This window comes from Micromonospora sp. HK10 (genome assembly GCF_000982955.1).
Lineage (GTDB): Bacteria > Actinomycetota > Actinomycetes > Mycobacteriales > Micromonosporaceae > Micromonospora.
Genome location: NZ_KQ058809.1, coordinates 1 through 13,831 on the forward strand (window position 1 = coordinate 1; position 13,831 = coordinate 13,831).

General features: G+C 66.4%; 11 protein-coding genes. 4 read left to right on the forward strand and 7 right to left on the reverse strand.

The window, feature by feature from the left end:
- Window positions 1-164: 164 nt before the first annotated feature.
- Window positions 165-1,190, forward strand: coding sequence for a DUF6545 domain-containing protein (locus tag LQ51_RS34520; RefSeq protein WP_369799847.1), 1,026 nt, complete (start codon window positions 165-167; stop codon window positions 1,188-1,190).
- Here the strand turns inward: LQ51_RS34520 and LQ51_RS12440 are convergent.
- Both LQ51_RS12440 and LQ51_RS12445 read right to left on the reverse strand, forming a co-directional pair.
- Entirely contained in the window at window positions 1,128-3,248 is a 2,121-nt protein-coding gene (locus LQ51_RS12440; RefSeq protein ID WP_052744844.1) for an EAL domain-containing protein, read from the reverse strand. The genes LQ51_RS34520 and LQ51_RS12440 overlap by 63 nt on opposite strands.
- A gap of 1,081 nt (window positions 3,249-4,329) precedes the next feature.
- The gene (locus tag LQ51_RS12445) at window positions 4,330-4,914 is read right to left on the reverse strand and encodes an AAA family ATPase (RefSeq protein ID WP_046565406.1); all 585 of its coding nucleotides are present in this window, start codon (window positions 4,912-4,914) and stop codon (window positions 4,330-4,332) included.
- A 440-nt stretch (window positions 4,915-5,354) separates the two neighbouring features.
- On the opposite strand from LQ51_RS12445, the gene LQ51_RS12450 reads away from it, so the two are divergent.
- From LQ51_RS12450 to gltX, 3 genes are all read left to right on the forward strand, one after another.
- On the forward strand, window positions 5,355-6,728 hold the full coding sequence (locus LQ51_RS12450; RefSeq protein WP_046565407.1) for a hypothetical protein: 1,374 nt from the start codon (window positions 5,355-5,357) through the stop codon (window positions 6,726-6,728).
- Between the two features lie 7 nt (window positions 6,729-6,735).
- A complete protein-coding gene (locus LQ51_RS12455) occupies window positions 6,736-7,617 on the forward strand; it encodes a phosphotransferase (protein ID WP_046565338.1) in 882 nt (293 codons plus the stop codon).
- Window positions 7,618-7,725: 108 nt separating this feature from the next.
- Complete coding sequence (gene gltX, locus LQ51_RS12460) at window positions 7,726-9,135, forward strand: glutamate--tRNA ligase (RefSeq protein WP_082159395.1); 1,410 nt, start codon at window positions 7,726-7,728, stop codon at window positions 9,133-9,135.
- A 9-nt stretch (window positions 9,136-9,144) separates the two neighbouring features.
- Here gltX and LQ51_RS31220 read toward each other — a convergent pair whose 3' ends face one another.
- Genes LQ51_RS31220 through LQ51_RS12485 form a run of 5 tightly spaced genes read right to left on the reverse strand, consistent with a single transcriptional unit; the run spans window position 9,145 to window position 13,822 of the window.
- Window positions 9,145-10,518, reverse strand: a complete 1,374-nt coding sequence (locus LQ51_RS31220; protein WP_156313057.1) for a hypothetical protein — start codon at window positions 10,516-10,518, stop codon at window positions 9,145-9,147.
- Window positions 10,508-11,209: an FkbM family methyltransferase gene (locus tag LQ51_RS12470; protein WP_082159396.1), complete on the reverse strand. Its 702-nt coding sequence runs from the start codon at window positions 11,207-11,209 to the stop codon at window positions 10,508-10,510. The genes LQ51_RS31220 and LQ51_RS12470 overlap by 11 nt, the downstream gene beginning before the upstream one ends.
- A complete protein-coding gene (locus LQ51_RS12475; protein ID WP_046565343.1) occupies window positions 11,209-11,940 on the reverse strand; it encodes a phytanoyl-CoA dioxygenase family protein in 732 nt (243 codons plus the stop codon). Before LQ51_RS12475 ends, LQ51_RS12470 begins: the two co-directional genes overlap by 1 nt.
- Entirely contained in the window at window positions 11,940-12,593 is a 654-nt protein-coding gene (locus tag LQ51_RS12480; protein WP_046565345.1) for a class I SAM-dependent methyltransferase, read from the reverse strand. The genes LQ51_RS12475 and LQ51_RS12480 overlap by 1 nt, the downstream gene beginning before the upstream one ends.
- Window positions 12,593-13,822: a methionine adenosyltransferase gene (locus LQ51_RS12485; protein ID WP_046565347.1), complete on the reverse strand. Its 1,230-nt coding sequence runs from the start codon at window positions 13,820-13,822 to the stop codon at window positions 12,593-12,595. Before LQ51_RS12485 ends, LQ51_RS12480 begins: the two co-directional genes overlap by 1 nt.
- Between the last annotated feature and the right edge of the window lie 9 nt (window positions 13,823-13,831).

Below are 13,831 nucleotides of genomic sequence, written 5' to 3' on the forward strand. Positions count from 1 at the left end.
AGCCTTATGAAACACGGGCTAGCGCCGTCCGCTGTGGAGGCGGAGCCTAGCCGAACAGGCTCATCTCGGTGGGGCCCCCATGATCAGGGGGCCTGCAGGTAACCCGTTCGGACGTTACACTCTGACCTTTGGCCCGGCACTGATCGTAGTGTCAGGAGGTGTGGATGCTCTGGGCTCGGGCGCGTCTCGCACGGCGTCTGCGCAAGGCGGGCGTGCCGCCGCCGCCCCCTCCGTACACGGTGGACGCCTGGTGCGAGGCCATCGGGCGGGTTCGGGGCCGCCCCCTACACATACGCGGTGAACGACTGGGAGCCGAGCATCCGCCCGGTCTACTCGTTCGGCTCGACGGAGCCGACTACATCATCATCGACGCGGCGCTGCCCACGCTCGCACGGGCGCAGACGGTTCTACACGAGGTCGCACATCTGGTCCTCGATCACGACGGCGATGCCCTACACGCAGACGTCGATGCTGCGCTCGAGGCTGAAGCCGAGTTGGCCGCTGACCTGCTGTACCAGCAGATGGCCCACGCCGCCGGCAGCACCGCCGAACCTTGTACGCGGCAGGTAGCAGCTCTCTCGAGGGTGCCGTTGAGGCTCTGGTCATCGCGGAGATGGACGGACCTTCGTGCGGACTGGCATGTCACCCAGTTGTGGATGACGCTGCGGGCGGGTATGCGTGACGCAAAGATCATCAGCACCAGTACTGGTGAACAGGTCCCAGTAGAGGTAGGTGGTAGACACCACCGCCATCGCCGGGTAATCGAGGTCCACGATGCGTTGCGGCTGCTGAGGCCGTGGTGCAGTGGACAGGTTCACGACAGCGCGGAGCGGCGGGCCCTGCGATACCGGCTCGATTCTGCTGCTGTAGCTGCGGTCGCCGAAGCAGCGACGGTAGCGGTCGCGCTGCGTCGACGCCAGGCCGCGCTGCCGCTCGCTGACGATTCGCCCTTCGTCGCCGCGCCCTTGGACGTGACTGACGTGCGCGCTGAGGCCCGCCGCCTGGCCAGGATGTCTCGCGCTCTGCATGACTCGTCTCTCGTCGCCGCCGAGGTGGACTGCTGGGTGCCGGTGATCGCGTCCGTCGATACCAGCGAGGCGTCTCCCCCTGGGACGTTGGCGCGTGGTCTACCCGTCATGCCGCTGCCGGACAGCGCGACGCGGCCTGGTCGTCCAGCGCGTGCGATGTAAGCGCACGATCTGCGCCCCGTCGTGCAAGGCCGTCGGCTGCCACAGCAAGGCGTGATTCCGAACTTGACTCGGGAACATCTCGCCCCCGAACAATGGCCCACCGCCGAGTGCACAGCCGAGCCTCGCCAACTCGTGCCGCTCCTCTTCGACGGTTATGCCGGGCGCGATGACCGCGAGGTCCAGGTCGATGGCGAGGTCAGCTGCCGCGCGGATGACAGCCTGCGCCGGCCGCCAACCGGCGTCGAGCGCGTAGGCCGGGTCGAGCCGGAGGAAGCTCCAAGTGGCGGCGTTGAGCGCCTGAATGCTGCCCTGAATGCTGCCGTAGTTGCCCAGCAACAGCCGCACCCCGTACTGCCGGAGCAGGTCGGTCACGTCGCGGCTGGGCAGGCCACTAGGTTGCGCCAGCTCTAGCACCAGAGATGATCCCGCCACAGCGTGGTTGCGCAGGAGCTCACGGAGCCCGTCGACGAATCTGGGCGTGAGGGCGCGTGCGGGCACTGGCACTACCAGCGCAGCTTGCGGCAGCGCTTCCCGCCAGGTCACCGCGGCGGACAGGGATCGCGTGATCACCTTTCGTGCGAGGGCTTCCAGGCCATCCTGATTCATCACGAGCTGGTAGATGTACTCGTCGGCGACGAGCACGTCGTGCCGTGAGTAGAGGATTCGCGGCACGGACTGCATCATCACAATCCTGCCGGTGGTGAGGTCGACAATCGGCTCGTACGCGATCGACATCCGTGCGTCGACCAGGTCCCGATCCAGGGCACGGTCGTGTGCGGGACCAGTCTGATATGACACCAGCCGATCTTGCTCCCGGCGGATGGCGCGCCACATCACCTGTTCTGCGGCGTCGAGCAGCTCCGCGACATCGGCGGCGGCGCCAGATGTCATTCCTGCGCTCGCCCGGACGTTGAGCATGCCCTGGTCGGTGGTGACCGGGCGGCGTAGTGCCGCGACGGTCCAGTACGCCCGCTGGTACGCGGCGTCCTGCGGCACGTCCCACATGATGAGGGCGAACTCGGCATCGCCGATACGTCCAACGACGGAGCCCGAATCCCCCGGGGCATGGCACAGCCTTCCGGCGAGTTCGTTCAGCAGCGTCAGTGCCGCATCCCTGCCGATCTGGTCCGCGAGAAAGTCGTAGTTCTCTAGGCGAACCGCGACCACATGGCACGTCCCAGTGGCGATCTCGGCGACGCGGGACAGCAGCGTTCTGCGATTAAAGAGGCCGGTGTCCGGATCCTGGGTGGCTGCCACCTCATGCCGGCGCGCTTCCTGCGCCAGCAGGTCGTACGCGTGCGCGTTGTCCAGACTCGTTGCCAGGGTGGCAGTGAATGTTCGTAGGGTGACACGCTCTCGCGCTGACAGTTCGTCGCCGGCCCCGCCGAAATACAACCGCACCACACCGTGCAGCCCGGTCGCGTAGTCCCCGAACTCGGACCGCACCGTTGGCCGCGACTCGACGACGTCGGGAGCATCGGAGGCCGGCCCGTCAAACACCACCCGAGCGTCGCCAGCGTCGCCACCAGCACGCACCAGCCGTTTGCCGCCATCGACCTCGATGTCTGCGGCCCGAGCACCGAACAGCCTTACCGCTCCGGCGGCGGCGGTGCGAAGAACGAACTCGAGATCCCGGGCGGACAATGCGTCGCTCAGCACCGCCAAGTCCTCCCAAGCACGCCGCTCCTCGCGGATCCGAAGTCGATAAGTCAACGCGAGGTGCACGATAAGCATCACCGCCGGCAGCGCTATCAGCGCTCGCAGGTCAAGCCCAGTAACGACCGCAACGATGCCTGCAGTGACGGTTTCTCCGACGGCAACGATCAGGCGGGTCCGCCATAGGTGGCGCAGGACCGCCAGAAAGGGCCTTCTGGTCGCCAATGTGACCGTGGTCATCGTGACCAGCTCTTCCAGAGCCAGCACCGCCACCGCCGCGAGAGGGAAAGCGACCACCTGCCGGAGCAGGTCCGGGCTGCCGAGAGCATGCTCAGTGAAGCCGGGCTGGGCGCCGAAGGCATACATCACCGACCCCGCCGCTGCCGCGGTGACGACATCCATACTGCTGTTGTGGAGCACTTTGTGTAGGCCGGACGACCGGGAACGGCTCATTACGAGTCGCGCCACAGTAACCCCGACCGCCGTGCACAGGACGACCCACGGAACCGGCAGAGCCGAGGCACAGACCAGACACGCCGTAGGCGTCAAGGTGATCCGGATCGGAACCCGTTGTGGAAGCGGCGCTGAGCAAATCGCGCCGACCGCCATGAGCGCTGCGCCCATCAAGAGGTAGACGGAATAGTAAGGCGCCGGCCGCCCCGCGTGTTTAACAGCCCACACAAGGCACGCCAGCGCCGAAACGGAAACGATGGATGTCAACAGGCCCAGCGCCCATTTTCCACGCTGGATCGGCATCAATCAATCCCCCGCGATCATCAGCCCCAGCCCTTCCAAGCAGATCGTCCACAGTAGCAGGTATGCGACGGGTGCTCAGCCCCATTCGACGCCCTTACGCATTGCAGCACCCCCCTTTCTCCGCTGTATCGACACCAGTCGGAACGTATGACCGCGCAAGGGTGCCTTTCAACACCAAAGAGTCGTTTTGGTCATCCATTGCGCACTGAGACGCTGCAGCGTGACAGAACGTAGGTGAGTCGCAATAAGGGATTAGCCGTGAGTGCCGAAGGCTTCGGTCAACTCCATTACGCCCAAAGCTCGAGCAACGGAGTGCGATGCAATGACCGCCACCTGCAACCACTTTCCCGACAGTTACGGTCGCGAGCGCTGGGCCCTGACCTGGCGGCTAACCAGGTGCACCGGAACCGGCGTAGCGGTTCGTGCGGACGGTGACATGGCCGAACCGGTCGACACGCGGCGCCGGCGGACAAGGCCGTCAGCGAGCGTTGGCTGTTCCGGCTCGACTCGCTAGCTGAGCTGCCCGAGATGGTGCGCAAGCACAACGAGTCGGCGGCTTGGCTGCCCGGTAGGGCGGCTCGGCTAGCGGCGAGGGCGGAGATCCGTTCGTCGAGCTGCCTACCGAGACCAGGGGTCGCCGTCGGCCACGGTGAGGTCGAAGGGCCGGTGTTCGAAGGACGGCGCGGTGGTAGCCCCACGCCTCAGAACTCCGGCGCCGCACTGGCGCTCATTGGGCTTTCGCAGCGCAGTGGGGGCACCGGTTCGGGCATGGCGTCAAGGGTGGGCTGCCTGCCAGGCCACTGGTCGCAAGGATCGTGGCAACGGTCTGCACGAACGTGGAGGTCTCGGGGATGACGCGCTCGCCAGCCACGTCGAGCAAGTCCCGAGCGCTGTACCACTCGCGCATCTGCTCGGGTGTGACGTTGATCGGTTCGGCGCGTGTCTGGTGGCGGCGGATGGTCTCCTCGAAGCACACGTCGAGGTAGTAGACGTGCGTCGGGCCGGTGTGCTCGGCGATGAGTTGCCGCAGGACGCCCCCGTAGCGGCCGGTGTGCAGGATGCCCTCCAGGACCACGTGGTAGCCCAGATCGAGCGCTGTCTTGGCGGTGGCGGTGATGAACGTGGGAGCGACCGGATTGGTGCGGCTGCTGTCGTGCTCGCGCAGCATGACCCGGCGCAGGTAGTCCTGCTCAATCAGAGCGCACCCGCGGCCGTAGCGGCGACGGACCTCACGGGCCGCGGTCGTCTTGCCGCTGCCCGAGTTGCCGCGGACGATCACCAGGGTCGGCGACCCCGAGGAGCTGCTCCCGATGCAAGACAGCTCGGTTTCGTCTTCCGCCACGTTCTGGGCATCTCCCGTCTCGTCCAACGGCTGCTACCGCCGGGCCTAACGGCGCGGATCGGGCAGGACACTGCCTGATAGAGGATGCGTCGTCAGGCGTGGCCGATGGGAGTTTCCTTTGCCGGTCCGACGCGCTGCGCCTTGAGCACGCCGACCCTACGCCTGAGCCTTCCGCGCCGCGCGGGCACCGGCCATCCGGTCCTGCTGGCCACTCGGCGAGGGCGGGAGAGCGCTCGGACCTAGACAAATTTCCGGTTGGGTATCGAAAGAAGCCGTACATGCGACAGCTAACGAGCTGACTCTATGGAGTCTTTAGGCAGCAGGCGGTAGCTTGGTCGGTCTATTGATGTGTCCGTGGCAGATGCTGGCCGCGCTGGGTTCCCGCTCCCTATCGGCTCCTGGAGGTGATCATGGCCGCCCGGATCGATCCGTCATGGTGGACGTCGGGCAAGTGGGAAGGGCGGCCGATCCGGGAGTTTCTGGAGCAGCGCGACGTTGCAGCGGTCTTCCGGTTCCTGCATGCACGCGGCGTCTCCTATGGGACGATCGCTGCTCTCGTAGGCGTCTCTGCCAACCGCGCCGCCGAGATCGCCAAGGGGACGCGGCAGGTTACGGCCTATGAGGTGCTGGAGAGAATTGCGCTCGGCCTCGGTATCCCGAGGGCCGCGATGGGACTCGGCCGCGAGAAAGATCTCGCAGCCGGTACGGGCGGTTCGCTTGCCACCAGACACGAGATGGCGAGTGACCAGCCGGCATCGCTGCAAGCCGAAGAAGAAGCAGCCGCCCGGGCAGTCCCTGCTCTCGCCCGCCTGCGTGCCGAGCTGGATGAGGCACTGTCGTCTTCGAGCGTGTCACCGCGGCACCTAGAGTTGGTCGAGGAATCGGCCAGCGAGCACATGCGGATCTATCCCTCGGCGCCGCCGAGCGTGATGCTGTCGAGACTTGCTACCGAGTGTTCCGAGATTCAGGTTCTGTCGCGTCGTCGGCAGCCGGCAGCGGTCCAAGCTCGTCTGTCGGGCGCTGCGGCCTTGCTGGCGACAATGTGTGCCGACGCCTTGATGCGGCTGGGCGACGCCGGCGAGGCGCGACTGTGGTACCGGACTGCGATCCATGCAGCGGATGACAGCGCGGATACGAGACTTCGGGTGTTGGTGCGTGCTCAAGCAGCGATGCTTCCGTACTACTTCGGCGACCCGCAGCAGACGGTGGCGATGGCGGACGCGGCCCTGGCTATCACCACGGCCGCATCACCGTCTGGAGCGTTGGCTGCGGCTGGACGTGCGCGGGCATTGGCCCGTCTCGGTGCTGCTGAGCAGGCGCGAGCGGCAATCGAGCAGGCGCACCGAATGTTCGACCAAGCAGGTGACGACGACAGCGATGCAGCGTTTCGCTTCCCCGCAAAGCGGCTGATGTTCTACCTGTCCGGGGCGATGACGTGGCTCGGTGACACGAAGGAGGCATACCGGGTCCAAGACGAGGCCCTCCGGCTGTACGGTCCCGCTCCGACAGTGCCAATCGATCCTGCTCTGATCATGTTGGACCGCGCCCTGTGCTTGGTCCACGACCTTCGATTCGCCGACGCGGCCGCAGCGGCCCGCGAAGCCATCGCGAACCTGCCCGACCTGCAGCGCACGGAGATCATCTTGACGAAGGCCGTTCAGGTCATCTCGACCATTCCGCGGCATGCTCACACCAGGGAAGTGACCGAGCTGACGGAGTACGTGCGGTCGTGCCGAGAGCGGAGCCGTACCCTTGCTGCCGGAACTGCTGCGCTCGAAACCTAGGGGCCATATGTTCGTCGAGGCGCGAACACGTCCAGTACTCACCGAGGTGTGTCGGATGCTGGGCCATTCCGACGCTGACGCGCTGCTGCTCCGACACCACACTAACGCTGTGTATGCCGTTGGTGACGTGGTGGTCAAGATCGCGCCGACAGAGTATGGCTTCGACCGTACGCGGGCTGTCGTCGCGGTCGTCGAGTGGCTGTCGGCGAAGGGGTTCCCAACCGTCGGACTGTGCGACCAGGTGCCGCAACCGCTCTTCGTCGACGGACACGCCGTGACGGTATGGCAGCGGTTGGATCCGGCGCTCAGTAACCCAATCACCACCGCCGAACTCGGGCTGCTGCTGCGGGAGCTGCATGGCCTTCCGGCACCGCCAATGGAGTTGCCGGCGCTTCGGCCGATCGAGAGCGTACGGCGATCTGTGGAGAGCGCCGAGATGATTGACGCCCGAGACCGCGACCTGCTGTTGGACCGGCTTGAGGATCTGAGCAAGGCATGGTCGTCGATGGCCTTCCCGTTGGGCGCCAGCCTGATCCAGTCCGACCCGCAAACCCGTAATGCCCTTCGGCGGTTCAACGGCACACCAGTACTGGCTGACTGGGACGGCGTCGCACTCGGACCGAGGGAGTGGGACGTCGCCACCGTCGCCGTGCACTGCCGCCGGTTCGGTGGTGGCCGGACGGCCTTTGCTGACTTCACGCGCAACTACGGCTGGAATGCCACCTCTTGGCAGGGCTTCGAACAGCTGTGCCAGCTGCGCGAACTCCAGATGATTGCCACCAATGCGCGCAAGTCCCGGCCAGGCACAGAGGCCGCGGCTGAGGTGCATCGGCGACTCGACGGTCTCCGCAGCGAAGGCACCGAGTTGCGCCGGTGGCGCATCCTGTAGCCGCTGCGGCGGTCGCTCACGTTCGTCCAGCCATTACTGCGCGGCTGCAGGTGAACCTGAGCGGGGATATGCGATCAAGCTACTGGCATGTATCGGTACGCTGCGTGCATGGCATCGGCAAACTCGGTAGTTCGCGTTCGATTCGCCCCGTCGCCGACCGGGATGTTCCACGTCGGCAACGCGCGCTCGCTGCTTTACAACTGGGTGCTGGCGAAGCAGTCCGGTGGCGTGATGGTGCTGCGGATCGAGGACACGGACGCCGAACGCAGCCGGCCGGAGTGGGTGCAGGGCATCATCGACGCGATGGCGTGGCTCGGCGTCGGCCCAGACGAGTATGAGGGGCCGCTGTTTCAGTCCGCCTATGTTCAGCACCATCGCGATGCCATCGCCAAGCTCCTCGCGGCAGGCCAGGCCTACTACTGCGACTGTGTGAGAGCCCAGGTGGTGGAGCGCACCGGCAGCGAGCACAAGGGCTACGACGGCTACTGCCGGGACCGCGGCCTGGTCGCCGCCCCGGGCAGCGCGGTGCGATTCCGGACGCCGGACGAGGGCCAGACGGTCGTGCGGGACATGGTGCGCGGCGAGCCCACGTTCGACAACGCGACGATCGAGGACTTCGTCATCGCACGTGGCGACGGCTCGCCAGTGTTCCTGCTGGCGAACGTCGTCGATGACATGGTCATGGGGATCACTCATGTGATCCGGGCAGAAGAGCACCTGCCCAACACCCCGAAGCAGCAGTTGCTGTGGGAGTCGCTCGGGCAGGAGCCGCCGGTGTGGGCGCACGCGCCGATCCTGGTCAACGAGAAGCGGCAGAAGCTGTCCAAGCGCCGGGACCGGGTCGCGTTGGAGGACTTCCGGGCCGAGGGATACCTGGCCGAGGCGATGCGCAACTACCTGATGCTGCTCGGTTGGGCACCCTCCGGTGACCGGGAGATCGTCCCCTGGGACGACATCGTGGCCGAGTTCCGGATGGCAGATGTCAACCCCTCCCCGGCCTTCTTCGACGTGAAGAAGCTGCGGGCCTTCAACGGCGACTACATCAGGGCCCTGAGCACGGAGCAGTTCATCTCGGCCTGTCAGCCATGGCTGCGCGGCGAGTACGCCCCGTGGCGGGCGGAGGACTACGACGAGGTGGTGTTTGCGAACGTCGCGCCGCTGGCGCAGACCCGGGTGGCGGTGCTCAGCGAGATCGTCGCGATGGTCGACTTCCTGTTCTTGTCAGATCCGGCCATTGACGACGCGGCCTGGGCCAAGGCTATGACCGGTGATGCCTTGTCGCTGCTCGGCGAGGCGGCAGTCGCCTTTCAGACGGTGGAATGGCACGCCGAGTCGCTCAAGCGCACGGTCGAGGAGTTGGGAGCGGCGCGGGGGTTGAAGCTGGGCAAGGCGCAGGCGCCGATTCGGGTCGCGGTTACCGGCCGCACGGTGGGGCTGCCCCTCTTCGAGTCGTTGGAGGTGCTCGGCCGGGACCGCACTGTCGGCAGGATCCGGGCCGCCATCGATCGGCTCTCGTAGAGCGAGTGCTCACCTCGTGCCGCTCCGCTGAGTGGGAGCGGCACTGCGGGCACTCGGTGGTGGTTGCAGATCACCGAGTCCCGCGCCGAGCAGTTCGTCGGCCACGCGGAACGCCAGCACTGCTGCCTCTTGCGGTGAAATGTCCGCCGGCAGGTGCTGTCTTCGCAGCCGAATGCGCAGCACGGTTCCCCGCGGTGCAGCAATGATGCCGATCGTGCCGTGCGCCTCTTCGACGGCGCACGGCACGAGGGTGGAGCCGTTCCAGCGGACTCGCCGCATCGCGGCCGTTGCGTATCTATCGACGACGGCGAGCAAGGTGAGATCGGCCGGGTTGTTCAGGACGTAATGGGACTGCTTCTCCAGCCCTACGGCATCGGCTCCCGGGAGACCTGCTTGGGCGAGAAGCGCGCTCGCGTGCACGGCGACTCGCAGCGGCGGCGGAGCGGACTCGAAGGCTGATGTCACCCTTGTGTTGAGGTCGGTGGGCCGGAAGCCGCCTCGGGTGAGGATCCCGTCGACGGAGAACCCCCCACGGTAGTCCAGGCGGTCGCGCAGCGCCTCGCCGATTGACCGGGTCAACTTGAGCAGCGGGGGCTGTTCGAGTTCGGGCATCGGCGCTGTGCCGGCGCAGAGAAAGGCACCGTCGGCAGGCCGACGTGGCACGAGGATCTCCAACGGGGTGAAGGCCATGGTCGACCCCACGAGGACCACGCCGTGTAGGCGGCAGGGGGCGCCTGCGAGCATGGGCATGACCCGCACTCGCCGTCGCCGTACCGTGTCGTCTTCCCGCCTGGGGGAGTCGGCGCTCGACCAACGGATGTTTTCGCCGCCCGCGGAGGGTTCCTCACCGTGCTGCTGGGCGGCGTAGACGAGATCGGACCCGCGGGGGGAAAGCTCTCGCCAGAGCGCTGTCGGTTCGTCGTACACCGCCGACTCGGCGCGTGCTAGACCGATGGAGTCCCACAGCACGTCCACCACGCTCTTGTGCTCGAAGAAGCTCCAGCTCGGGTGCTTACCGCCGAGGCGCGGCCGGCCACCGGTTACCGGCGGGTTGAGCGGGTCAGTGATGAGGAGGACTGCTTGCCGGTCGGGATCGAATTGGTCAACGAGAGTACTCAGGGGCGAGTCGGTCGCCAGGGTAGCGAGCAGTGCGTGCCGGTCTGCGAGTAGCTGAGCAGCGGTCCGGTTGCCCGAGGGGCTCAGCAAAGCGGCGAGGCTGTCGTCGAAGGCCAGGACCAGGACGTCGTCCGTCTGCGCGGCAGCAAGAAGGTGGCGCCAATGGGGCGCGTCGGCGCCGTGGGAGCAGAACACGACCGTCTTCTCGCCGGCCACCTTGGGTCGCATCGCGCGGCCGATCGCATCGAGGAGATCTTCATCCCGCATGGCGCCACCGTCGCTGGCTCTCGGCATCCAACCCGCGAAGGATCAGATTGGCTGGAGTTCGGTGTAGGGCCTCAAAGCGGTGCGGCCCGAGGGCCCGAAGGATGTGGTCTTCGCTGCGGGTTAGGTGGTTGTTGTCGTACTCGATGATGACGATCCCTGGGCGGTGACGGTCGGGATCGAAGGACGACCAGACATCCAGTTCCGTACCTTCGACATCAATGCTCAGCAGGTCGATCCGGTCGATCCCGACCTCGGCGAGCAGGTCTTCGAGGCGACGGCAGTCGACCGTGGTGATGGTGTAGCCGTGGCCTCGGTCACCGAGGCCAGACCACGAGGGCTTTGGGTCGTACATGCTGAAGGTCTGCTCACCGGACGCGCTTGAGACGGCGCAGTAGCGGATGGCGCATTCGCGATTGCCCAGAGGCGCCTGATTCCGCGGATCAGGGTCGACGCAGAGCCCCGTCCATCCCAGCGTCTCGAAGTAGAGGCTGTTACTTCCGCGGATCCCGTCGCCCGCCCCGACATCGACGAAGACTCCGTCCGCGGGAATGACGAGGTGTTCGACAAGCCAGCGATCCTCACCCCACTGCCCGAAGTACGGGTACGGCTGCGTGTAGGGCTGACCGACCACCTCGCCGGATAGCTGTCTTCTCCCGAGGACCGCCCGATCCTGCGGTTCCGACCCGGCCATCACGCGCTGCTGGCCGTGTAGCCGAGAACGAGCAGCCGGCGTGGTTTGCCGGTGCTGTTCGGGCCGCTGGCGTGAACGAGCGCGGCATCCCATGCCAGCAGCGTTCCCGCAGCTGCCTCGAGAGTCACCGTCTGTTTCTCGGGCGCATCCTCGTCCACGACGACCGGTCCCTGGTTCCTCGTCGGCTCGTGTCGTATGGGGCGCTCATGGCTGCCCGGCCACACCCGCAGGGCACCGGCGGCTGCCGGGCAGTCGTCGAGGCACAGGGCTACCGTGACCACACGTCCGAACCCTCGCGCGGTGAAGTACGCGGCGTCGGAGTGCTTGCGGACGTCCTCGCCGAGAACCGGCAGGTCGGCCCACCTGGCCTCATCGGTTAGCGCTGTCTTGTAGGTGACCTTGTCCTCCATCAGCACGGCGTCGACGCCGAGAATCGCCGAGGCGAGACTGCGGAGGGCGTCACTCAATGTCGCCTCCGTGAAAGCGGCCGCGAGATCCAGCACCGGCTTGATCTTGAAGACGTACGGCCGTCCGTCCGGCAGGCGCCACCAGGTGAGGCGGGGATGCGTGGCTCGCGCGGCGAGGGTGCCATCTACTACCTGCTGAAACGCCAGATCGGCGGAGGCGCGGAGGCGCGCCAGCATGTCATGATCGACAAATTCGTCAATCACAAGGTAGCCGTCTCGCTGGAAACGAGATCGCGTGAAGCTGCTGATCGAGAGCGACTGCATCAACGATGTCCCTTCTGCGCGAGCGGAACGAGGAAGTCCCCCGTCGGCTTGGTCCAGCCGGCGGGTAGTTGGCCCGGGGGCACGGTGAACCTGGTGGTGGTCCAGCCGGGGAAGTGCTCGTCCAGCACACGCACGCGTGCCTCAGACAACTCAATACCGCTGTGGAAGAAGCTGAACCGACCGCTGGGCCGCAACGCCGGTAACGCGACGTGCTCGACAAAGGCGGCGAAGTCGGCGTCAGCGTGGCCGTCGGGGGGCCATGTGTCGTACATGATCGCGTCGACGCTGCCAGGGGCAAGGTCGAGCACCTGCCAGGGGTCGACGACAACGCTGACGGGACATGGCAGTTGCGCGGTGATCCTCGGCGCGACGAGGTCGACGACCGCCGGATGCGGTTCGACGGCTGTGTAGCTCGCCGGTCGCAACGGCGCGAGCTGTTGGGCGAACACGCCGAGGCCGAGACCGACCTCCAACACGTCGGCCCCGGGTCGGTCTCCGATCAGCCTGTAGGCGTGCTCGGCCATCAACTCGGACTCGGCGAAGAACATCACGTACGTATCCCCAAGCCGGAGCCCGTCCTGGTCGATAGCGGCTGGGCGGCAGCGCAACTGGTGGAGGTGATGAAGGTGGATCTCATCCAGCAGGGGCGCCATCAGGACTGCCTCGCCTCGCGGAAGCGGCTTACCGGATCGGTCGTCAAGAACCGCTCGTAGTAGCTCGTGGCAGTCTTGACCGCTTCCCGAGCCAGTGCGTCGCCAGCGGTGCCAACCGGTGCCTCGGATCGGATGAGAACGTACGCCGGTTCGTCGAGCTGATCGCCGTTGCGTGCGGCGATGACGACTTCCGCGTAGATGCCGAGTTCGGTCAGAATGCGTCGGGCGAGGTCGTCGGCCACCGCCGTGTAGATCTTGCCGACATGGTGAAGGGGATTCTTGCCCGCGGGTGCTTCACCGCTGCACGGTCGGAGCGGCTCGATCGCCCCGTTGTACCGGTTGCCCCGGCCGACTGCGCCGCAGTCGCCCTTGCCCAGGGACGTGCCGAAAGGAGCGAGATAGCCGCGGCCCGGCACGTCCTTGGTGTTCAGCGATAGCCGTCCCAGGGACAACGCGGCTGGTGCCTCGTCGAGGAACCGTTTGAGTTCCCCCGCGATCTCATCGTGGATCGCGTCGAGCGCCGTCCGGTACGCCGACCAACTCTCGGTGCTCCCCGGGTGAAATGGCACGGCGGCCGTCACCTCGACCTCGCTGCCGTTCCTGACCACCATGACCTTGACGTCGGTGCCGGTCATGTATCGACTGCGGAAAGCGGCGCTGGTCAACAGCGTTTCCAGCCATACCGCGGCCTTTGCCGCGAGGCCCTGGACGCTCGTGCCGGCGCACAGAACGGTGTCGTTGGCGACCGACTCACTCACGAGGACCTGCCTGATGGCAGCGGCCGTACGAGGCTGATAGAACTGCGTGTCGTGGTCCATAGCCGTGCCGGCGGTGTTGTTGACGTGCAACCGCAGGTGATCAAGGACTGCCCGGTCGTCCAGCACGTCCGCGAGCACGGCTCGAACCGTGTCCTCGAACAGCTCGGCAATAGGCACCTCGGTGCCGTCGATCCGATCCGTGAGCTTGCCGAACAGGTAGCAGTCGACCGGCTTGCGAATGTCGTAGCCGCCAAAGCGGACATCAGCAGCCGCTCCCACCAGCGTCACCTTGTCTACCCAATGGTTCGGCACCGCGCCGAACCGCTTACGGCAGGTCGTGGAGTAGCGACGGGAGAAGCTGTCGGCCACGAGGTCCGCGAGGCTGTCGGGGTGCCCGATGCCCTTGCGCTCCGCTGCATCGAATGGCGCGCGGTCGGGATGGTCCGCTCCGAGACTGGTGATGATTCGCATTGCGCTTCC